Origin of the sequence: Streptococcus australis (assembly GCF_003943615.1) — a bacterium.
Classification (GTDB): domain Bacteria; phylum Bacillota; class Bacilli; order Lactobacillales; family Streptococcaceae; genus Streptococcus; species Streptococcus australis_C.
In genome coordinates this window covers 1-20,960 of record NZ_RJPZ01000009.1, presented here as the reverse complement: position 1 = coordinate 20,960, position 20,960 = coordinate 1, and the positions used below count along the sequence as shown (strand labels likewise).

The 20,960-nt window shown below is 40.5% G+C and carries 25 protein-coding genes; 3 read left to right on the top strand and 22 right to left on the bottom strand.

The genetic code is table 11. The features are described 5' to 3' along the window. Window positions 1–46: 46 nt before the first annotated feature. From trmD to D8785_RS09415, 12 genes are all read right to left on the bottom strand, one after another. Window positions 47–763, bottom strand: coding sequence for a tRNA (guanosine(37)-N1)-methyltransferase TrmD (trmD, locus tag D8785_RS09475; RefSeq protein WP_125375232.1), 717 nt, complete (start codon window positions 761–763; stop codon window positions 47–49). Then, window positions 753–1,271 (bottom strand): ribosome maturation factor RimM, encoded by a 519-nt coding sequence (rimM, locus tag D8785_RS09470; protein WP_023023341.1) that lies wholly within the window; start codon window positions 1,269–1,271, stop codon window positions 753–755. Before rimM ends, trmD begins: the two co-directional genes overlap by 11 nt. A gap of 36 nt (window positions 1,272–1,307) precedes the next feature. Next, window positions 1,308–2,090, bottom strand: a complete 783-nt coding sequence (locus D8785_RS09465) for an alpha/beta fold hydrolase (RefSeq protein ID WP_120701898.1) — start codon at window positions 2,088–2,090, stop codon at window positions 1,308–1,310. Window positions 2,091–2,165: 75 nt separating this feature from the next. Next, window positions 2,166–2,498: a MazG nucleotide pyrophosphohydrolase domain-containing protein gene (locus D8785_RS09460; RefSeq protein ID WP_125375231.1), complete on the bottom strand. Its 333-nt coding sequence runs from the start codon at window positions 2,496–2,498 to the stop codon at window positions 2,166–2,168. A 42-nt stretch (window positions 2,499–2,540) separates the two neighbouring features. Then, entirely contained in the window at window positions 2,541–2,780 is a 240-nt protein-coding gene (gene kphA / locus D8785_RS09455) for an RNA-binding protein KphA (protein WP_003001620.1), read from the bottom strand. 19 nt (window positions 2,781–2,799) lie between these two features. Continuing rightward, the gene (rpsP, locus tag D8785_RS09450; RefSeq protein ID WP_006596292.1) at window positions 2,800–3,072 is read right to left on the bottom strand and encodes a 30S ribosomal protein S16; all 273 of its coding nucleotides are present in this window, start codon (window positions 3,070–3,072) and stop codon (window positions 2,800–2,802) included. 124 nt (window positions 3,073–3,196) lie between these two features. Then, window positions 3,197–3,946, bottom strand: a complete 750-nt coding sequence (locus D8785_RS09445) for a hypothetical protein (protein WP_125375230.1) — start codon at window positions 3,944–3,946, stop codon at window positions 3,197–3,199. Window positions 3,947–3,996: 50 nt separating this feature from the next. After that, window positions 3,997–4,680 carry a pyrimidine 5'-nucleotidase PynA gene (pynA, locus tag D8785_RS09440; RefSeq protein ID WP_125375229.1) on the bottom strand — a complete coding sequence of 228 codons (684 nt, stop codon included), beginning with the start codon at window positions 4,678–4,680 and terminating at the stop codon, window positions 3,997–3,999. Window positions 4,681–4,682: 2 nt separating this feature from the next. Continuing rightward, window positions 4,683–5,177, bottom strand: coding sequence for a YkgJ family cysteine cluster protein (locus tag D8785_RS09435; protein ID WP_117744303.1), 495 nt, complete (start codon window positions 5,175–5,177; stop codon window positions 4,683–4,685). A 240-nt stretch (window positions 5,178–5,417) separates the two neighbouring features. Beyond that, complete coding sequence (locus D8785_RS09425) at window positions 5,418–6,080, bottom strand: hypothetical protein (RefSeq protein ID WP_125375228.1); 663 nt, start codon at window positions 6,078–6,080, stop codon at window positions 5,418–5,420. A 139-nt stretch (window positions 6,081–6,219) separates the two neighbouring features. Beyond that, entirely contained in the window at window positions 6,220–8,046 is a 1,827-nt protein-coding gene (gene lepA / locus D8785_RS09420; RefSeq protein ID WP_125375227.1) for a translation elongation factor 4, read from the bottom strand. Between the two features lie 66 nt (window positions 8,047–8,112). After that, a complete protein-coding gene (locus tag D8785_RS09415; RefSeq protein ID WP_125375226.1) occupies window positions 8,113–8,550 on the bottom strand; it encodes a GNAT family N-acetyltransferase in 438 nt (145 codons plus the stop codon). 197 nt (window positions 8,551–8,747) lie between these two features. Between D8785_RS09415 and D8785_RS09410 the strand changes: the two genes are divergently transcribed. Genes D8785_RS09410 through pepT form a run of 3 tightly spaced genes read left to right on the top strand, consistent with a single transcriptional unit; the run spans window position 8,748 to window position 11,550 of the window. Next, window positions 8,748–9,500, top strand: coding sequence for a LexA family transcriptional regulator (locus D8785_RS09410; RefSeq protein ID WP_023023357.1), 753 nt, complete (start codon window positions 8,748–8,750; stop codon window positions 9,498–9,500). After that, the gene (locus D8785_RS09405) at window positions 9,497–10,315 is read left to right on the top strand and encodes a Cof-type HAD-IIB family hydrolase (RefSeq protein ID WP_125375225.1); all 819 of its coding nucleotides are present in this window, start codon (window positions 9,497–9,499) and stop codon (window positions 10,313–10,315) included. The genes D8785_RS09410 and D8785_RS09405 overlap by 4 nt, the downstream gene beginning before the upstream one ends. A 14-nt stretch (window positions 10,316–10,329) precedes the next feature. Next, on the top strand, window positions 10,330–11,550 hold the full coding sequence (gene pepT, locus D8785_RS09400; protein WP_125375224.1) for a peptidase T: 1,221 nt from the start codon (window positions 10,330–10,332) through the stop codon (window positions 11,548–11,550). Between the two features lie 56 nt (window positions 11,551–11,606). On the opposite strand, the gene D8785_RS09395 is transcribed toward pepT, so the two are convergent. The 10 genes from D8785_RS09395 to D8785_RS09345 form a co-directional block, all read right to left on the bottom strand. Next, window positions 11,607–13,334 (bottom strand): ATP-binding protein, encoded by a 1,728-nt coding sequence (locus D8785_RS09395; RefSeq protein ID WP_260469883.1) that lies wholly within the window; start codon window positions 13,332–13,334, stop codon window positions 11,607–11,609. Beyond that, window positions 13,331–14,428 (bottom strand): carbamoyl phosphate synthase small subunit, encoded by a 1,098-nt coding sequence (locus D8785_RS09390; RefSeq protein ID WP_125375222.1) that lies wholly within the window; start codon window positions 14,426–14,428, stop codon window positions 13,331–13,333. The genes D8785_RS09395 and D8785_RS09390 overlap by 4 nt, the downstream gene beginning before the upstream one ends. Before the next feature lie 88 nt (window positions 14,429–14,516). Further along, window positions 14,517–15,434, bottom strand: coding sequence for an aspartate carbamoyltransferase catalytic subunit (locus D8785_RS09385; protein WP_023023366.1), 918 nt, complete (start codon window positions 15,432–15,434; stop codon window positions 14,517–14,519). A 93-nt stretch (window positions 15,435–15,527) separates the two neighbouring features. Then, the gene (gene pyrR / locus D8785_RS09380) at window positions 15,528–16,049 is read right to left on the bottom strand and encodes a bifunctional pyr operon transcriptional regulator/uracil phosphoribosyltransferase PyrR (protein WP_006596278.1); all 522 of its coding nucleotides are present in this window, start codon (window positions 16,047–16,049) and stop codon (window positions 15,528–15,530) included. A 239-nt stretch (window positions 16,050–16,288) separates the two neighbouring features. After that, window positions 16,289–16,930, bottom strand: a complete 642-nt coding sequence (locus tag D8785_RS09375; RefSeq protein WP_125375221.1) for a Pr6Pr family membrane protein — start codon at window positions 16,928–16,930, stop codon at window positions 16,289–16,291. A gap of 43 nt (window positions 16,931–16,973) precedes the next feature. Then, window positions 16,974–17,309, bottom strand: a complete 336-nt coding sequence (locus tag D8785_RS09370) for a zinc ribbon domain-containing protein YjdM (protein WP_009731127.1) — start codon at window positions 17,307–17,309, stop codon at window positions 16,974–16,976. A 128-nt stretch (window positions 17,310–17,437) separates the two neighbouring features. Beyond that, a complete protein-coding gene (locus D8785_RS09365; protein WP_125375220.1) occupies window positions 17,438–18,190 on the bottom strand; it encodes an HAD family hydrolase in 753 nt (250 codons plus the stop codon). Continuing rightward, window positions 18,165–18,569 carry a PaaI family thioesterase gene (locus tag D8785_RS09360; protein ID WP_006596274.1) on the bottom strand — a complete coding sequence of 135 codons (405 nt, stop codon included), beginning with the start codon at window positions 18,567–18,569 and terminating at the stop codon, window positions 18,165–18,167. Before D8785_RS09360 ends, D8785_RS09365 begins: the two co-directional genes overlap by 26 nt. Window positions 18,570–18,674: 105 nt before the next feature. Beyond that, window positions 18,675–19,115, bottom strand: a complete 441-nt coding sequence (locus D8785_RS09355) for an 8-oxo-dGTP diphosphatase (RefSeq protein WP_398575140.1) — start codon at window positions 19,113–19,115, stop codon at window positions 18,675–18,677. Window positions 19,116–20,098: 983 nt separating this feature from the next. Beyond that, window positions 20,099–20,960 (bottom strand): AAA family ATPase (locus tag D8785_RS09345; protein ID WP_142999350.1); only part of this gene is annotated, 862 nt, incomplete at its 5' end.

Sequence of the window (20,960 nt, the reverse complement as noted above, 5' to 3'; positions counted from 1 at the left end):
GATTTTTTCTATTAATTTTAGGGCAAAAGAAAAACAGCAAATGCTGCTATTCTTCTTGTTTAATTTGCTCCAAGATCTTCTCTTCTTCTGGAGTTAAGTCATACTTTTCAAGCAGGTCTGGCCGTCGCTCTAGTGTCTTTTTCAAACTCTGATAGAGACGCCATTGACGGATATTTTCATGATGGCCACTCATGAGGACATCCGGAACTGTCATCCCTCGATATTCATAGGGGCGTGTGTATTGAGGGTATTCTAGAAGGCCGGACGAGAAACTATCATCCTGGTGGCTGGACTCTTTTCCGATCACTTCTGGAATCAAGCGTACGGTCGCATCAATCATGGTCATGGCAGCAAGCTCGCCACCGGTCAAGACATAGTCTCCAAGAGAAATCTCATCTGTCACCAGGGACTTAATCCGCTCATCGTAGCCTTCATAGTGGCCACAGATAAAGATCAATTCTTCTTCTTGAGCTAACTCTTCTGCATAACGTTGATCAAAAGTCCGCCCGGCTGGATCTAGTAAAATCACGCGCGGATTCTTTTTCTCAATGGCATCAAAGGCATCGAAAATCGGCTGAGCTCGCAAGAGCATGCCTTGCCCGCCACCATAGGGTTCATCATCCACATGCCGCGCCTTCTCTGCATTTTCACGAAAATTATGGTAGTTGATCTCAAGGAGTCCCTTTTCACGCGCCTTTCCGACGATGGAGTGCTCCAGGGGTGAAAACATCTCTGGAAAGAGGGTTAAAATATCAATCTTCATCGTCTAACCCTTCCAAGATATCTACATCCACTCGGTTTCCTGGGATATCAATATTGAGGACAACTGGCGGGATATAAGGCAAGAGAAGGTCTCGTTTACCTTTGCGCTTCACCACCCAGACATCATTGGCACCCGGTTGAAGGATCTCCTTAATTTGACCGATGAGTTGGTCATTTTCATAAACATCAAGGCCGATGATCTCGTGGTAATAAAACTCGCCCTCGTCCAAATCGGTCAAGTCTTCTTCGGCAACCTTGAGGCTAAAACCCTTGAACTTTTCGATGGCATTGATATGGTACATATCCTTAAACTTGATGATATCGAAGTTCTTGTGCTTGCGGTGACTGGCAATAGTCACCGTTTGGACAAACTGATCCTTCTCATCAAAGAGAGCCAACTCTGCTCCTTTTTTAAAGCGCTCTTCCGCAAAGTCTGTCACAGACAAGACCCGCATCTCACCCTGCAAACCCTGCGTATTGACGATTTTCCCAACATTAAAATAATTCATTTTATTCTTTACATTCCTCTTTTGATTAATTTATCTCTAAAGTTCTCTAATAAGAGTTGCAATTTTTTCCGATTCTGACCAGTGTAGATAGTGGTGGTTTCCACCTAGAATGAGTTTTGTATTAGAATTCCAATATTCTGAATCTCTGTACTCTTTTTCTCTGTACGCCTGACAAAATACGAAAACAGGAATATTATCTGCTAAGGACAAACTATCAAAATCTTCAGCAGTAATATTTACAGATATCTGAAATCCAGGAACTTGCTTTTCCAATTCTAAGCCTTTTTCTTCCATCAATCCCCAAATCAGTCTATCAGTTTCAGGTTCAAATGTTGCTTGAGTTAGTCCCTTAAAATATTTTTCCTGACCACATTCTTCAATCATCCTGATTTGCTCTTCCATTTCTGGATAAGGATTTTTTGAAAAATCAGCAAACATTATATTTTTTGTTGTTGGTTCAATTGCTATCAATGCTTGACACTTAATTGGTTTACTCATCAACTTTAAAGCCAAAACACCACCTAAACTATGAACACATAGTATATAATCAGAAATTTCCAATCCTTTCAGAATTTCGTATACCGCTTCAACAAGATTATCCAAATTAATTCCTGTTTGACTATGAATCGGACTCCTACCTGTATTCGGAAAATCAATCGTAAGGTAACCTATTGAGGAAGGAAGTTTTTCAAGTATTGGTAGAAAATTTTCATAACTCGGTATCAAACCAGCACCATTTAAACAAACTAGAACTTTATTTCTCTTTTTATAAGTAACAGAGAAACAACCAATCTTTGTAGTTACTTCAAATCGGTTCATATCAAAACAACTCTTTCTAAACAACAATTCACTTAACAACCTTACGTTTTATTTTATCACGTTCAAAGGATTTTCTCAAATGGACTTTTCTGCAAGAAACTGCTCCAAATCCTTCTCGTGCTGGTATTTGACAGCTGCTGTTTTATCCTTTTCAAAGATGGTTTTAGTGAGGTCAATGTCATTGATAGCCGCTATGGCAACCGTATAGTGAATGATATCAGCTAGTTCTTTGCCTAATTCCTCATTTGAGTCCTGAACTCCTTCTTTTCGTCCAGAACGTCCATTTAAGACCTCGGCTACTTCCCCAACCTCTTCGACGAGCTTGATAAACAGACCTTCTTCTGTCCGGGTATTGTAGTAATGTTCTTTTAAATAGGCTTGTAGTTGCCCAATAGTGACTTCTTTCATTTCTTCTCCTTGCAACAAAAAAACGGGACAATGTCCCGCCTTTTATTTTTCGTCAATAACGATTCTTACTTTTTTATCTTCAGTTGGGACAGAGTAGACAATCGTTCTTATCGCAGAAATGGTGCGACCTTTCCGACCGATCACTCGACCAACATCGCTAGGATCAAGGTCAAGGTGGTACTCCAAGAATTCAGGAGTATCTTCGATCTTGATGGTTAAGGCATCCGGTTGTGAAATCAAAGGTTTCACAATTGCAATAATAAGATTTTCAATCGTATCCATACATCAACCTACTTTTTGATTATTTTGAGAATTTAGAATCGTGGAATTTCTTCAAGACACCTTCTTTTGAAAGGATGTTGCGAACTGTATCTGAAGGTTGAGCTCCATCAGCCAACCATGCAAGAACGCGGTCTTCTTTCAAAGTTACTTGGTTTTCTTCAACAAGTGGATTGTAAGTTCCAACTGTTTCGATGAAACGTCCATCACGTGGTGAACGTGAATCTGCTACGTTGATACGGTAGTAAGGTTTTTTCTTAGAACCCATACGAGTCAAACGAATTTTAACTGCCATTTTTATAATTCTCTTTTCTATATTTTAATTTTCGGTGAAATAGACAAGCTATTTAGCACATGATCTATTATAACACATTTTAAAGACCTGTCAAGAAAAAAACTTGACACTATTAAAAATTTTTTTATTCGATCTCAAAGCTATAAGATTCATCCTTTGGGGAATTAGATTCAATCACATAGTTTCCAGAAGGAAGTCCGCTTACATCCAAGCGCTTCCCTTCAAATTCTTTAGGGAGAGATGTCACTGTGATGGTAAAGGAAAAGCCCTTTATTTGGCGGTAGTTAGCATAATCCAAGGTCAGAATCCCTCGAAGTTCTGTTTCTCCAGCTTTTTCAGCAGCTAGTAAGTCTGTTGCCAATTGATTTTCGAAATCGAGATTATCGATTGGGAACTGAAGACTAACCTTGCTTACCTCTAAGCCCTGTTTACGAAACTCTTCTTTTATTTCCTGAGTCAGTTTTTGAAAACCTTGAGATTCAGCGAAGGCTCTTTCGAAAAATGGTGCAACAAGCCAGCTTTTGGAATGGTAAGCTAGCTCTTCTGCCGTGTCATAGTTTTTCCCACCTTCTTCTTTGGATAGATGAGTAGCATAGGGAAAGTCAAACTGAACCGTTTTTCCCTCAACCCTTTCTTGATAGCTATAGGCATATTTAGTCGACATCCCATGGAGTTGAGCTGCTTTAAAACTTAGGTCTCCTTTAAATCCCGCTTCCTGATAAAAGCCAGAAATTTGCTCTTGGATTTCTTTTTCTTCTTGATTAGTAAAATAAAATAGAAAACAAATTAAGAGAGCGACCACTGTGGCGAATGCAAGAAGCAGATAGCGAAGCCATCTTTTGATGGTAACCCTTATTGATTTAAATTTATTCATTCCACCATGATACCAAAAAACTAGCTTAACAGCTAGTTTGAAATACATTTTTACTTAAGGATATCCAGTAAGGCTTGATAGTCAGCAACGACATAGGTCGGTACTGCTGGACTGGTATTTTCTTTGTGATCCGGATTATACCAGACGGTATCAATCCCCGCAGCATTGCCCCCAGCGATATCCGCTGTCAAAGAATCCCCGATCATAAGAGCTTGCTCCTTGGTAAAGCCTGGGATCAAGTTACCGATCTTTTCGTAAAAGGCCACTTCCGGTTTTTGAGTTCCTAATTGTTCAGAGATAAAGATTTCTTTGAAATAAGGGGTAATAGCTGACTGCTTCAAGCGCCCTTGCTGAATAGCAGTAACTCCGTTGGTAGCTCCATAAAGCTGATAGCCCCTTTCTACCAACTCTGCCAGTAAGTCTTCTGCTCCTGGGAAGCTCTGTCCCTGTTGGCTAATATAATCCTGGTAACGCAAAGCCATCTCTTCACCATCTACCTCTCTTCCAAAATGAGCAAAGGCAATCGCGAACCGGCTGTTAATCAAGTTTTTCTTGCTAATTTTCTTTTGTTCCAAATCTTTCCAAAGCCCTTGGTTCATAGGTTTGTAATAATCCTTAAAGGCTTGAATATCTTGAACTCCCTGGTCCTTAAGAAATTGCGTTAAAGCCACTTCCTCCGCTGTGTCAAAATCCAACAAGGTGTGGTCTAGGTCAAATAATAAAAATGTATACATGCTTACAAACGGTCCTTCAATTTTTCTACAAATAAATAAGCTGCTGGGCATGTCAAGGTATTCTTGATGGTCAGATGATTGATCTGGTAGATCTTCTTACGGTCCGTATGAGGAAACTCTCGACAAGCTTTAGGCCGAACATCGTAGATCGAACAAAGATTATCGCCACCCAGGAAGGGGCAAGGCATGGACTTAAAAACCTTATCTCCATCTTCATCAACTTGAAGAAATTCAGCCTCAAAAGCAGGAAGTTTCATTTTGAAATACTTAGCGATGCGGGTGATATCCGCTTCCTTAAAATCTGGCCCTAGGGTCTTACAGCAATTGGCACAAGCGGTACAATCAATTTCTTGAAAGACTTCATCGTGAATCTCTTGCGCTATTTTATCTAGGTTCTTAGGTGGTTTCTTTTTCAGATCCGCCAATACCTTGCGGTGCTCCTTTTGCTTTTGAAGTGCTAATTGATGGTATTTTTCAAGGTCAATTTCTTGAGTCATAAACTACTTTCTTATTACTAAATAGATAAGAGCATTATACCACAGAGAGAGTAAAAAAGAGAGTGGGACAGAAATCGGTAATTCGTTAGAATTCGATTTCGTCGTCCCACCTCCGCACAGTTGAGTAGGGCTGTAAAAGCTGATGAAATCAGCGTAGTAGAGCCCACTCAATCACTGCGTCTTGCTCAACAATCCAAAGACAATTGAGAGGCTAGGTCTTTTGTCTCAGCCTCCAATTGACTAATCTGTAACAGCTCCTGTTCCATCCAAACTCCAAGTTTCCTCAATGTAAGGAATGAATTGAGCCAAAGTGGTTTTATCCCCTTCAAAAGACATCAAGTATACCTTATCATCCTTTTGGAAGACCCAAGTAATGAGGTACTGCCCAGATTTAAGGATAATATTCAGCTGCAAAGCTTCATTACCTGAGACAGTGGTTTTAGCTCCCCACATTTTGTCTACTTCTTTATTGTCCTTCCAATAGTAAGCAATACGGTTCGCAATCAACTCTGCGTTGAAGACTTCTCCTTCACCGACATTCGCTTTCTCTTTGGTATACCCGTTCATGGTTACGATATTATAGGCACTACCATCCGTAAATTGAATGCTATCTCCACCGTCTATGTCTGTAAATTTAATCCACTTGCTCGGGATATCGATATAGCCATAATCAGCCGAACCAACCCGTTTGGTTTCGACAGTACTCTTGGTATCATCCGATGATTTTGACTCCACCTTGCTAGAGGTCTTTTTACTAGAGGATTTTTTGCTCTTTTTTACCACCTCAGTGGAACTAGATTCAGATGACAACGGTTTTCTAGACTCTTTTTTAGGAGTGCTACAAGCCACAAGAGCAAGAGCTGACAAGACCGAAACGGTCGCTAGTAGGAACTTATTTTTCATCTTTTCTCTCCTTTGTGATGGATTTTGATACCTCTAGTTTAACATGTTCTACTCAGATTTGAAAGCGCTATTTGTCTAACCCGATAGAAAAACGCCCCTATCGGGACGTTCAATTTGTTCTATGATTTAAGAGAAAAGCTTATTCCTCATCCATTGATAAGACAGACAAGAAGGCTTCCTGCGGTACTTCTACCGAACCGATAGCTTTCATCCGTTTCTTACCAGCTTTTTGTTTTTCAAGAAGCTTGCGTTTCCGTGAGACGTCCCCACCATAACACTTGGCCAATACGTTCTTACGAAGGGCCTTGATATCTGTACGGGCTACGATCTTATGACCGATAGCTGCTTGTATGGGCACTTCAAACTGTTGACGAGGAATAATCTTCTTGAGTTTCTCAACAATCAGCTTACCACGTTCATAGGCAAAGTCCTTGTGAACGATAAAGCTGAGGGCATCGACAGTATCGCCATTGAGAAGGATATCCATTTTAACCAATTTAGATGGACGGTATTCAGACAACTCATAGTCAAAGCTTGCATAACCACGAGTAGAGGATTTCAATTTATCAAAGAAATCAAAAACAATTTCCGCTAGTGGGATTTGATAGATGACATTGACCCGATTTTCATCGATGTAGTCCATGGTTACAAAGTCCCCACGTTTGCGTTGGGCTAATTCCATCACAGCTCCGACAAACTCTTGTGGTACCATGATTTGTGCTTTAACATATGGTTCTTCAATCGATGCGATCTTGGTTGGATCTGGAAACTCAGATGGGTTGGACACATCCAGCACTTCTCCATCTGTCAAATTGACCTTGTAGATAACTGACGGTGCCGTCATGATCAAGTCAATGTTGAACTCGCGCTCCAAACGTTCTTGGATAACATCCATGTGAAGGAGACCCAAGAAACCACAACGGAAACCAAAACCAAGGGCTTGAGAAGTCTCAGGTTCAAATTGAAGACTGGCGTCATTGAGTTGCAACTTTTCCAGTGCTTCCCGAAGATCATTGTATTTGTTGGATTCGATCGGGTAAAGACCAGCAAAGACCATTGGGTTCATTTGCTTATATCCATGAAGAGGCTCAGTTGCTGGATTAGTAGCCAAGGTCACAGTATCCCCGACACGAGTATCCGCAACCGTCTTAATAGAGGCTGCAATATAACCAACATCTCCAGTCGCAAGGAAGTCACGACCCACTGCTTTAGGAGTAAAAATCCCAACCTCAGTCACATCAAAGGTCTTACCATTACTCATCAACTGGATGGTGTCGCCTGGCTTCACTAGGCCATTGACCACACGGACTTGAAGAATGACTCCCCTGTATGGGTCGTATACCGAGTCAAAGATCAAGGCTTGCAATGGAGCGGCAACGTCCCCAGTAGGTGCTGGAACTTTCTCGACGATTTGTTCCAAAATCTCTTCAATCCCAATACCAGCCTTGGCAGAAGCTAGGACTGCCTCACTGGCATCCAAGCCGATCACATCTTCCACTTCTGTCCGCACACGTTCTGGATCTGCAGCTGGTAAGTCAATTTTGTTAATGACTGGCAGGATCTCCAAATCATTGTCCAGTGCCAGATAAACATTGGCTAGGGTCTGCGCCTCAATCCCTTGAGCAGCATCGACTACTAAAATCGCCCCTTCACAGGCTGCGAGCGAACGAGAAACCTCATAGGTAAAGTCCACGTGTCCTGGTGTGTCAATCAAGTGGAAGATATATGTCTCCCCATCTTTAGCCGTATAGTTCAACTCGATGGCATTGAGCTTGATGGTAATCCCACGTTCCCGTTCTAGATCCATGCTATCTAGGAGCTGAGCTTGCATTTCTCGACTAGAAACGGTCTCGGTTTTCTCTAAGATTCGGTCCGCCAAGGTTGACTTTCCGTGGTCAATGTGGGCGATAATCGAGAAGTTCCGAATTTTCTCTTGTCGTTTCTTTAATTCTTCTATATTTGGCATAATCATCTTCCTAGTAAAATTAATCGTACTCTTCATTATAACAAAAAAGATAGGCCTTTGCCTATCTTAATTCATTAATTTCAAAAATCGCTTCTGCGTCCTATTTCCCTCATAGCCTATTCGTTCGTAAAAGACATGGGCTTCTTTTCGATGAGAGGCAGAACTCAAACGAATAAAGGCATAGTTATGAGTTTGAGCAAGAGCTTCAATTCGCTCCATCAACTGCCGACCAATCCCACATCCTTGAGCAGAAGGGAAAACAGCAAGTCCTAAAACATTTAAACCAGGATCGCTATATATACTCTCATAGGCTTCAGCTTCGACATAACCAAGAATATTACCTGTTTGGTCATCTTCGTATACAAAGCAAAAGTGACCAGAGTCTGGCTGATTAAATTTATCGATCTGAGCAGCTACTTTCTCAAGGGTCGAATCATACTCTAATGCTTGATGGCACAAATCTCGAATTTGACCTGCATCTTTGACTTGAACGGTACGAATCATACTTCAACCTCCATGAAGTCATTTTATATCTATTTTAGACCTTAGACCTAAAAAAATCAAGGATAATATAATAAAATTTTACAGTTTTATACGTTTTATATCGTAAAAGGATAAAATCTTTATTTAGATAAGGTTTTTGTTTACTTTTTCGATTTAATTCGCTATAATGAATTGTAATGTAAAAGGAGGTGAAGCTCTTGGCAAGAGGACGTGGAAAAGCAAGCCCACAGGATAAAGAGGCTTTGCGCATTATTTCCGAAAAAATAAGAGAACTATTAAAGGTTCAAAATAAGAAACAGGTCGATTTATCTCGTACAACTGGTATTCCAGCTAGTACCTTGACGGGCTATGTTAAAGGAACTTCTCTCCCAGTTAGTGAGAACTTAGAAAAGATTGCTAGCTTCTTTGAAATTCCTATTTCTGATTTAGACCCACGTTATGGTCAACCAGATACCTTGGAGGATTCTAAGATTGAGTTTATCTATAAGCAACTAGATGAGGATTTTCAAGACTCTCTCTTAGAGGAAGCCAATCGCTTATTGGTTTTACAAGCGGAGCGCAAGCGTATTGAGAAGAAGTATACACCCTATACAGTCTTTGACAGTTATGCTGCGAGTCAAAGTGCTTCTAAGGGAGATTTAGTTTGGTTTGATCAAAAACTAGCCTATGATTTAGCACTTTGGATTCATACTGACTCGCTAGAGCCAAAATATCCAAAAGGATCTGTTGCCCTAATCAAGCAAACTTTCTACGATACTGCTGGTGCCATCTATGCCATTGAGTACGATGGGCAAACCTTGATCAAGCGTGTCTTCCGTGAAGCCCAAGGAATCCGTCTTGTTTCGTTAAATAAAAAGTATAGTGACAAGGTCATCCCCTTAGAGGAGGAACCAAGAGTGATTGGAAAAGTCATTGCTAGCTTTCTACCTGCTAAGGAGGATGAATTATGATCCGATTGATTGCTATCGATTTAGACGGGACTCTTTTATCTCCGGATAAAACCATTAGCCCTGCTAATCGGCAGGCTCTTTTGGACGCTGAATCTGCTGGTGTACACGTCGTCATTTGTACGGGACGTCCCCTATCTGGTGTTCGTCCAATCTTTGAAGAGATTGGCTTCAAGAGTAACCACTCCTACTCTGTGATTAATAACGGTTGTACCACTGTCAAATCTTCAGATTGGTCCGTCATTACCTATGATGCCTTATCTGAAAAAGATTTGGTTTATCTCGATCAATTGACTCAGGAAATTCATCCTCAATTAAGTTTATTCGATTTAAATCGCTATATCATTTTGAATCGGGATCCTTCAGAAATAGCCAAAATGGACGCTAGTATCGTTTCTGCTGTCCCTGTATCATTGGGATTGCGAGAAGTCCTTGAGGCACAACCAATTTTCCAAGGGATGTTTATCGATCAGAAAGAACAGATTGATGCCTTTCAAGAGACCTATGAAGAAGCATTAGCCCAGCGCTTCCACACCATTCGCTCCCAACCGATCCTATTTGAGATCCTTCCCAAGGGGGTAAATAAAGCGACCGGCTTAAAGGCTTTGGCTGAATACTTGGGAATTCCAAGACAAGAGGTTATGGCTATCGGAGATGAGAACAACGATATTGAAATGATTGAGTACGCAGGTCTTGGAGTTGCTATGGGAAATGCTCCAGACGCTATCAAAGCCTTGGCTGATGTTACTACAACTTCTAACAAAGAAGACGGTGTCGCTACTGCTATCATGCGTTATGTTTTACAAGCACAGAACTAGAAAAGGAAAAACAGATGAAATACCCTACATTACTAGAACGATTTTTAACCTATGTCAAAGTCAATACTCGCTCTGATGAGACTTCAACAACAACTCCTAGTACACCTTCTCAAGTAGAGTTTGCAAAGAATGTGCTACTCCCTGAAATGGAACGAGTTGGACTGCAAAATGTTTATTATCTTCCAAACGGTTTTGCTATTGGAACTCTTCCAGCAAATGATCCAAGTCTCACACGAAAAATTGGCTTTATCTCACACATGGATACTGCTGATTTCAATGCGGAAAACATCAGTCCTCAAGTCATTGAAAACTATGATGGTGGCACTATTGCTCTTGGTGATTCTGGTTATTCGCTAGATCCTACTGACTTTGCTAACCTCCACAACTATAAGGGGCAAACCTTGATCACTACAGACGGTACAACCCTCCTTGGTGCTGATGACAAATCGGGAATTGCTGAAATTATGACAGCCATTGAATACTTAACTGCACACCCTGAAATCAAACATTGTGAAATCCGCGTTGGATTTGGACCGGATGAAGAAATCGGGGTTGGAGCGGACAAATTTGATGCTGAAGACTTTAATGTTGATTTCGCTTATACTGTAGACGGTGGGCCTCTTGGTGAATTGCAATACGAAACCTTCTCTGCTGCAGGCGCTGAAATCACCTTCAAAGGCCGTAATGTTCACCCAGGAACTGCTAAGAACCAAATGGTCAATGCTCTTCAGTTAGCCATTGACTTCCATAATCAACTGCCTGAAGAAGACCGCCCTGAAAAAACGGATGGCTACCAAGGCTTCTACCACTTGATGAATGTGGATGGTACTGTTGAAGAGGCTCACGCAAGCTACATCATCCGTGACTTCGAGACAGAGAATTTCGAAGCTCGTAAGGCAAAGATGGAAGAGATTGCAAGTAAGATGAACCAAGAGCTTGGTGCAGAAAGAGTCCTTTTGACCCTTAAAGACCAGTACTACAACATGAAACAAGTGATCGAGAAAGATATGACACCTGTCAACTTGGCTAAGGAAGTTATGGAAGATTTGGGCCTCACACCTATTATCGAACCAATCCGTGGTGGGACAGATGGCTCTAAGATTTCCTTCATGGGAATTCCAACACCAAACCTCTTCGCTGGTGGCGAAAATATGCATGGTCGCTTTGAATACGTCAGCCTTCAAACCATGGAGCGTGCAGTTGATACCATTATCGGTATTGTTAGCCATTCTTAATTCAGTATATTGGTTCAAAAAATGCTTCGGTTACGGTAACCGAAGCATTTTTCATTCTATTCATTCATCTGCTCTACCTTACCAAACCGTCTATTAATCTGATCTTGGTAAGTTTCATAAACTGAAAGAGGGATTCGCAAGCAGGCATGAGCCACTTGGCCAACGAAAGGTAGATTACTAAGAAGGGCTACTTTTCTTCCAACTCCCTTCTCTATTCTCAAACGTTCAATGATTTGTAGAATCCTTCTAGGTTCGTCTAGAGATCCTCGATCAACCAACAATGTCCAGTCACTCCAATCTGATGCCTCGTCGTCTCCAAAAATAGAACTAAAGAAGGTCACTCCTTCTCCAACATGACCAAATCCGGCTGTCAAATCCAAAGGGTGAAACTTTAAAGAATGATTTGTTTGGGGCTGTTCTTGTCTCTCGTACAAGTAGATATTATACAAAAACTGGAGATAGAAAGGATCCATTCGACTCAGGTCACTTACTTCTTCCATTTCGAAGCCTCTATGGAAAGCCTCTAAGATTGATGAGAAACGATAGGGCATCCGTTTGGCAATCCGTTGAATCAATTCATCGTCCGAAACATCCTTCAGAATATTCTTAGGCCACTGATCCGAACCAAAATTTTCAACAGCTTGCTGATAGGCTTCTTCTAGACTAGTTCCAAATCCATAAAGAGCACCGATTGAATGAATCTGAGTATTGAGGACTCTTGAAACTTTCTCAATTGGAAAGACAGGGAGTTTAAAGAGAATACGATCTAGAGTGGGTTCAAATAGGGCTGTCAGACCCTTCATGGTAGGGTGAGGAAGATCTAACAGATGGTCGCCTAATTTTAAGCATAGAGCCTGGTGGTAGATCGAATAACCCAAAGCCATGGACATGGTCGAGAAAGAATCTGATGCAAAAGGATTGACCTCAAGAATATAAAATTGGTAACTCTTTGGATCTAGCGCAAACTTGATAGATGTCGCTCCAACCAATCTCAAATGGCGTACAATAGACAAAGCTGCCTCTCTCAATGCCTGGTGCTCTGTATCCGTCAAGGTCAGACTAGGGATGACTTGATAGGAATCACTGGAGTGGATCCCCACCGGGTCGACACTTTCAATATTACCCGCAAGATAATAATTATCCTGGCGATCTCGGACGACGATGTATTCCAACTCCTTGAAGCCAACTGTCGAGAACTCCAACAAACACTGGCCTTGTGGCGACACTTCTAGCCCATTTTCAACAGCATCACATAGATCATCCAAGTTATTAGCGATCCGACGACCTTGCCCATGCTTGCTGGCAAGTGGCCAAACAACAATTGGAAATTGGATCTGTTCCGAAAACTCAATGGCCTCTCTGACTGTTGAAACCAAGGAAGAGGAAGGAACTTGATAACCCAGATCCTGTAAAAATGACTTTTGGTCTGCCTGATGATAAAAAGTTCGGTACTGCCTAAGCGAAGTTCCTAAAATACGAATTTTATGCTCTTTAAGAAATCCGATTTCCTCCAATCTGAATAAAAGCCCAAGAAGTTGCTTATCCGCAAAAGATAACAGTAGATTCTTTGTTTTCGACGCTAGAAGAGCATCTTTCAGACTGTCTAACTTTAAACGAATGACTCTAACAGCTTCCCTTGCTTCTTTGGTGATAGCATTCTCATCTCCACAATAGAGGATTTCAGTTTGGAAGCCACGTTCTTTTAATAAGGGACAAGAAGTGAGTGCTCCAAGCAAACTGACATCATTAAAAGATTCTGCACACAAAAGCGTTACTTGATTCATGACCATAGCTCCTCCCTTCTTTCGTCCGATTTACTTTCAATCAGATCCATAAATTCATCATAGAAATAGAGACTTTCTCTTGGTCCTGGACTGGACTCAATATGGTAGAGGACACCAATTAAAGGTAGGTAGCGATGACGAAAGGCCTCAATAGAGTGATCATGAAGCTCCTCATGCGTGATCAGAAAATCACGTGGAAGAGTATCACGTTCAATGTTGTACTGATGATTTTGGCTAGTGATTTCGACTTTCCCAGTAGCAACCTCTTTTACAGGAATGTTGAGTCCTCGATGAGGACTTTTTAGTTTGGTGAGGCTTCCTCCGTGGGCAAGGGCCAGCAATTCTGCCCCCAAGCCGATCCCCATGATCGGAATATGAGGATCGATTTTAGCAATAACCTGGCAAATACTATCAATATGATGGGGATTCCCTGGACCACTGGATAGAATAATCGCATCTGGCTGGAGATCCTTCAATTCTTTTAATTTAATGGAATAGGGTACAACCGTTACATTACATCCTCTCGCGATTAATTGACGTAAAACGGAATGGCGTAAGCCCAGGTCGATCAAGACAATACTCTTACCAAATCCTGGTGCAGCATAAGGGGTTTTGGTTGACACTTGACGGACTTGGTCAAAAGGCAAGACGGTTGCCCGAAGTTGATCTAGAATATGCTCAATCGCATCCCCTTCATTAACCACTGTAGCCTTCATGCTTCCATGTTCGGTAACAATTTTAGCCAGCTTTCGAGTATCTACTCCTTGAATCCCTGGAATGTTGTGTTTCTTCAGGTAAGCATCTAGGGACAGCTGTTTGCGCCAATTACTTGGATGGCTTGCTAATTGGTGCACGACAACTGCTAGACAACCTGGAAAAATTGATTCATAATCATCTCGGTTAATCCCTGTTGTACCGATAACTGGAAAGGTAAAAGCTAAAATTTGTCCCTTATAGGACTGGTCGGTGATCAACTCCTGGTAACCCGTCATGGCAGAATTCAAGACCAATTCCCCACTGACATAGGTATCCGCTCCAAAACCAGTTCCTTCAAAAACCGTCCCATCTTCTAATACTAAGAGACGTTTTACCATAAATTCTCCTTACAAACTCCAAAAAGAAAAGTGAGAAAAGACCACCTTCTTGTAGACTCTCTCACTTCTCCTTTCTTTTTTTACTCTATTATTTACGTCCAGCCAATACTGCTTCGATGATAGCCATGCGGACGAAGACACCGTTGGTCATTTGCTCCACAATGCGTGATTTAGGAGCTTCTACCAAGTGGTCGGCAATCTCCACATCACGGTTTACTGGAGCTGGGTGCATCAAGATGGCTGTGTCTTTCATACGATCATAGCGTTCTTGTGTCAACCCATGCAAACGATGGTAGTTTTCTTTTGAGAAGAGAGACTCATAGTCATGACGCTCGTGTTGAACACGGAGGAACATCATCACATCAACCTCTTCAATCACTTCATCGATGGTGACAAAGGTTCCATACTCTTCAAATTCTTCACTTCTCCATTCGTCTGGACCAGCGAAGTAAAGGGTTGCCCCCAAGCGTTTTAAGATTTGCATATTGGATTTTGCAACCCGTGAGTGATCCAAGTCACCAGCGATACAAACCTTCAAACCGTCAAAGTGACCAAACTCTTGGTAGATGGTCATCAAGTCTAGTAAACTTTGGCTTGGGTGTTGACCAGATCCATCGCCCCCGTTGACAATAGAGGCTGTAATGGTTGGACTTTCAATCAATTCCTTGTAGTAGTCTACTTCTGGGTGACGGATAACACAGATATCGACTCCGAGAGCTGACATGGTCAAAATTGTATCGTAGAGAGTTTCACCCTTGTTTACAGAGCTCGTTTTCACATCAAAGTCAAGGAGATCACACCCCAATTTCAACTCAGCCACTTCAAATGCTTTGTGCGTACGTGTTGACGACTCAAAGAAGAGGTTAGCCACGATATGTTGCTCGTCATAATGAGCTTTTGCTCCATTTTTAAACTCAATCCCACGCTTAATCAAAGCCATAACTTCTTCGTTTGATAAAGCTTCCATTGAGACAAGATTTTTAAGTGCGATTTGATTTGTAGACATGTTGTAACTCCATTCCAAAGATATGCATATGTGAAAACGATACAGGAAGCTCCCTCAGTCGCTCCTGTATATAGCGACGATTTGAAAACTACCTTATTCACTCACCTCGATCAAGATGCGATCTTGACCATCTAGCTCAGTCATTTCGACAATGATTTCCTCTGATCGACTTGTTGGAATGTTCTTTCCAACATAATCTGGTCGGATCGGCAATTCTCTATGACCACGATCCACTAGGACAGCCAGGCTGACACGCGATGGGCGTCCGCGACTGACAAGATTATCGATGGCTGCTCGAATAGTCCGACCTGTATAAAGGACATCATCAATCAGGATGACATCTTTGCCAGTAATATCTACTGGTAAAACGGTTGAATCTTCTGTTACTTTGATATCATCACGGAAAGGCTTGGTATCCAATTCACAGACTGGAACTTCTATTTGTTCTAGCTGTGCTAACCGTTCTTTGATGCGATTGGCAATGAATACGCCACGAGTTTTGATCCCTACCAAAACAATTTGGCTCAGATCCTTATTCCGTTCGATGATTTCATAAGTGATGCGAGTAATCGCCCGCTTCATGGTCAGATCATCAACGACTTCTTTGATCTTCATCTTTTCCTCCTAATTGATAGAAAAAAGCCTCCCTTTTCAAGGAGGCTTCAGAAAAATGCTAAGAGATAGTATCTAGAACGCATCCAGTCTACCCCTTATTTTGATCAGACTCCTTGCCTGCCTCACGGGACAGGATTAAAGGACTATTTAATTATCCATAATATATCACAGTTTATAGAGGGATGCAAGAAAAAACTTATTTTTTTCTTGTAATGTTCGGATTTATGATCACAAAGCTTCTATTCTATGGTGGTCCGTTCCTTTTTTCCAATTTTCTTCAAGGCAAACAAACCAAATCCAGCGACTAAATAAGCGACAAAAATGATAGACGCCATCTTAACGACATAGAGCCAGCCGAAACGATTGACATTGATAAAGAAATAAGGGAAAGGACTGTCTTTCGCGCCAGGTACTGGCCATTTAAGGACCAAACCGTTGAGAAGAGAGAACAGCATATAAAGAACAGGAAGCACAGTCCAAGCCAATGGATCTAACTTCCGATACTGTTTTGGTTTATCAATCACCAGGGTGTCAAAGAAGAACATCAAGGGAACAATGTAGTGACAAAGGAAGTTTTCCAAGCGATAAAACTTCTCAGGTGTCGCGATGGGTGCTAGCATAAAGTGATAGATGACACAGGTGATCATAATCGACATAGTGACCCCACCCTTCAAGCGAAGATAAGCCTGTGTCTGGGTCGAATGACCACGAAGCATGCGCCACACCATGTCTCCCATGAAGAACATGACCAACATGTTGGACAAAATGGTGTAATAGAGCATCATCCCAAAGCCACCATGTTTGGTGAGTTGCAGATAAACGCCGATGACACTCAAGATAAATAATAGAAAACGATAGCTAAATAATAGTTTGAATTTCATAGTATTCCCCTGAAAGAAAAGGGCTAGGCCCTTCTTCTTATTTTTAGATTTTCTTCACAAATTCTGATTTGAGTTTCATTGCGCCAAAGCCATCAATCTTACAATCGATGTTGTGGTCGCCTTCAACGATACGGATATTTTTCACGCGCGTTCCTTGTTTCAAATCCTTAGGTGCACCCTTGACTTTCAAGTCTTTGATCAAGGTGACAGTATCGCCATCAGCCAATTTGTTTCCGTTGGCATCAATTGCTACGACACCTTCTTCTTCTACGACTTCAGCTGGGTTCCATTCATAAGCACACTCTGGGCAGACCAAGAGGGCCCCATCTTCATAGACATATTCAGAATTACATTTTGGACAATTTGGTAAGTTATTCATTTCAATCTCCTTAGCAAAATTAACTCCCATAGTATACCATGAAAGGGAAATTTTGACAAATCCTGCTCAACTGTAGCATTTTCAATAGAAAAGGAGGCAATTTGTCCTCCTAAAATCGATGATAAACTTTAATCTTCTTGTAATTCCTGAATCTCATGGATCACGCGCACGCCTGCTTGTCTCTTATCTCGAAGTTCTTCCTCAGAGTATGGGAAGGTATTGATTAAGATACTTTGCATACCAATGCTCTTTGCTACAGCAACATCTGTACTGAAGTCATTCCCTACCATGACCGTTTTATCAGGATTCAACTGGTGTTCTTTGATCACTTTCACGAGGAATTCCTGCTGAGGTTTGCGAATCCCTGCATCTGACGACAGATAAATATCATGAAAAATTTCTCTCAAGCCAACCAAATCAATCTCTGGGTTGGTAAAGTCAGCTTGCGCATTAGATAAGAGATAGATCCGACACCCTGCAGCTTTCATATCTTCTAAGACTTCTTTCGTGTGGGGGTAAAGCTCCAAGCGTTTGCGAGAGAGGACACGAAAGGTCCGTGCTATCAAGCGGCCCCACTCTTTGAGATGATGGACACTGGCTCCAGTTGGATGACTCTCTAGATAGAGTTGAACAAAGATCACTGTCAAATCAATCTCCGGATAGGTCACTTGTTTTTCTTTGGCAATACTTTCCTCAGCTTGCTGCACCAACTCCTTATAGCGGACTTGCAGGCTTTCCCCTGTATAATGAGCTCCATAGGATTGGTAGATTTGGGCCATGGTATCCCATAAGACTGGACTTGACTCATCTGTTTCAATGTCGACCAAGGTTCCATAAAAATCAAAAATATAGTTTTTAAATGCGTACTTTTGCTGATTCATCTCTTTCTCCCGTTACAAACATGGTAAAGGTGGCTTTACAGACATTGGCACCCTCCTGATTGGTGATATCGACATCCACAACTCGAGTCGTCCGTCCACTGTGGACACATTCCCCGTGGATGGTCAGGACATCTCCTAGACGCCCAGCTTTCAAGTAATTGATGGAAGACTGCAAGGTCACACCATCCACTCCCTGTGAAATCACGACCAAACCACTGATCTGGTCACACAAGGTAAAGAGATAGCCTCCGTGTGCATTTCCATAATAATTGAGAGACGATTCGACCACCTTGGTTGTCACAACGACATGGCCATCTCTCATGGTTTCGATTTCGTAATTTTCAAATGCAGCAATTGCATCGAAGTGAAAATCTTTCATGTTAAGCCTTCTTCCCCCTATATAAGGTATTCCTAAACCCTTTCATCATACTACTTTTTTCCACTTCTTACAAGAATAAGAAAAGAGCTGGTGGAAGCCAACTCCTTAATAGCGACATTTTTCCCAACCATCGTCTGTCCGTTTGCGATAATAGTACTCGGACAAGTCTGGGTCTTCCATGACCTCCAGCAGAGGAAGCATGTCATAGGACAAGTCCAACTTTTCTAATTGGTCCTTAGGAACCCAAGATACTCCCCCTTCTTCAGACGATCTTAGCTGGCCTGTAAATTCTGTCGCTTTGTAGCAAAAGACAATATAGCGAGTTCCATTCTCCAACTGCCAGTTTTTCACAGCTGCTAGCTGGGGATTGGAGATCGTTAGGCCGGTTTCTTCTTTAATCTCTCGGATGACAGACTCAACCAGACTCTCACCTTCTTCAATATGGCCACCTGGAAAAGCATAGCCGGACCAGTGATTCTTTTCAGGTGAACGGTATTGGAGGACAACTCTATTCGCAGGCTCTTCAATAATACAGATATTGGTCAATATGGTGGCTGTTTAAGTAATCATTATGTATATTCCTTAATTTACAATTTCCTTAAGTAAGGATACAAAAATAATTACTTAGCACGGTCCAACGAATTAATGTATTATTAATAATATTCTGAAAGATTGATTGCCAATTACAACAAACTAAAAGGCTCTAAGGATGCTCCGAAATGTCTTTTAGGTAAACTTTTCGCTTCATATCGTCAACGTATTTTTCTATTCCAAAAATATCAACTATAAAATGTGGGAAAGAAGATAAAATAACTACTTGTTCATTTGGTTTGATAAATTTTTCAAATTGATTTATAAATATACTCTCAGAATTGGTAATATTAGCTTCATTTTCAACCAAATGCATTGAACCATATATAAAATACTGAACCAATTTTTCAATTTTCTCATTAGAGTAATCTGGATTATTATAACAATCTGAAGATATACACTTATATTTTTGCTTGAATGTTGTACTGCTACCTTTTTTCTCAACCTCATAAATATTAAACGAATGGAGTGTTACATTACTCTCATTTATAAAATCATCNTTAAAACATTTTAAAGCTTCAAACATAGGATAACTGATTAGCAATTTCCCTTTTTCCGTTGATTCGTTAAAGAAAGACAATAAATCATTCATACTCTCACAAAGAATTTCATTTCGATCTTTACGCTTACAATAGTAATGTGCATCTAGGTCAAAAAAAAGAAAAATGTCCGAGAACTTTTCATAATCATCTAACTCAGCATCATATGCTATAGACTTAGATTTTAATAGTTCTAGTAGGACAGGAATTGTTTCAAATTCATCGTCCATTTTATAACTAGAAATTTTTCTATATAAATCATAAATTAATGTACCATAGCTCTGAACAATAATTGGAGAAACATGATTTCCATTTTTTTCCATAACCTCTTTGTGATATTGAATAAATTGTTCTATATATTTCGGTTCATCTTTAGCTCCCTCAACAATAAATAATATATTACTCATTATCAAAACTTCCTGCGCGATACATTTTTTCAATATTTTGTGCTTGACGAATTTCACGACCAGAACGATCCGCAATGTTAGCAATTTTGTTATTAGAAATAGTAAAATAACAATCCGGTCTTAAAATAGAGTTAGACATATTTGCAGTATTATGTGTTGTTAAAATAATTTGACTGGTAGATTCTTTGAGTTTTTGTATCAATTTTCTGGACACATCATGATGAAAATAAGAATCAAATTCATCAATAAACATAAAATGAATACCATCTTCCATTTGCATATACCACATATAAAATAATGATAAGGCAACTGTTCCCTTTGACATAATGCTAAAGAAATTAGCCTCTTTCCCAGAAGGAAATTTTACAAAAATATATTTTGTATCATCAATTTCTTTTTCAAATAAGTCATATTTAATATCCAAATCAGACAGAAATTTTTGATAATCTTTTACTTTATTTTTTTCAATAATTGTCGAAGCTATACCGCCATTACCTGTCGTATATCCCTGATAATGATTACCATATATTGAGTCGAAAGATAACATCGATTCAACAAACTTAATAAATCTGTTAAAAATGTCATCCTTAGTTCCCTCAATGTTATCTGCTCCTGTTGAATAAACATAAGCAAGTTTTACTAGAGATTGGTCGTTTCTTAATTTATCAAAGTTAATTTCCCTGCCATTTTTTAAATTTATAGTCCTAAACTGTCTCTCTTTATTATACTGAATAATTAATTCATCATCTATAAATAGTTCTTCACAAACAATTTCATCATAGCTACGCTTAGAGTAATTATATTTAACAATGTGATTACTAAAATTAAATGTATATTCAAATTCAGCAAACTTA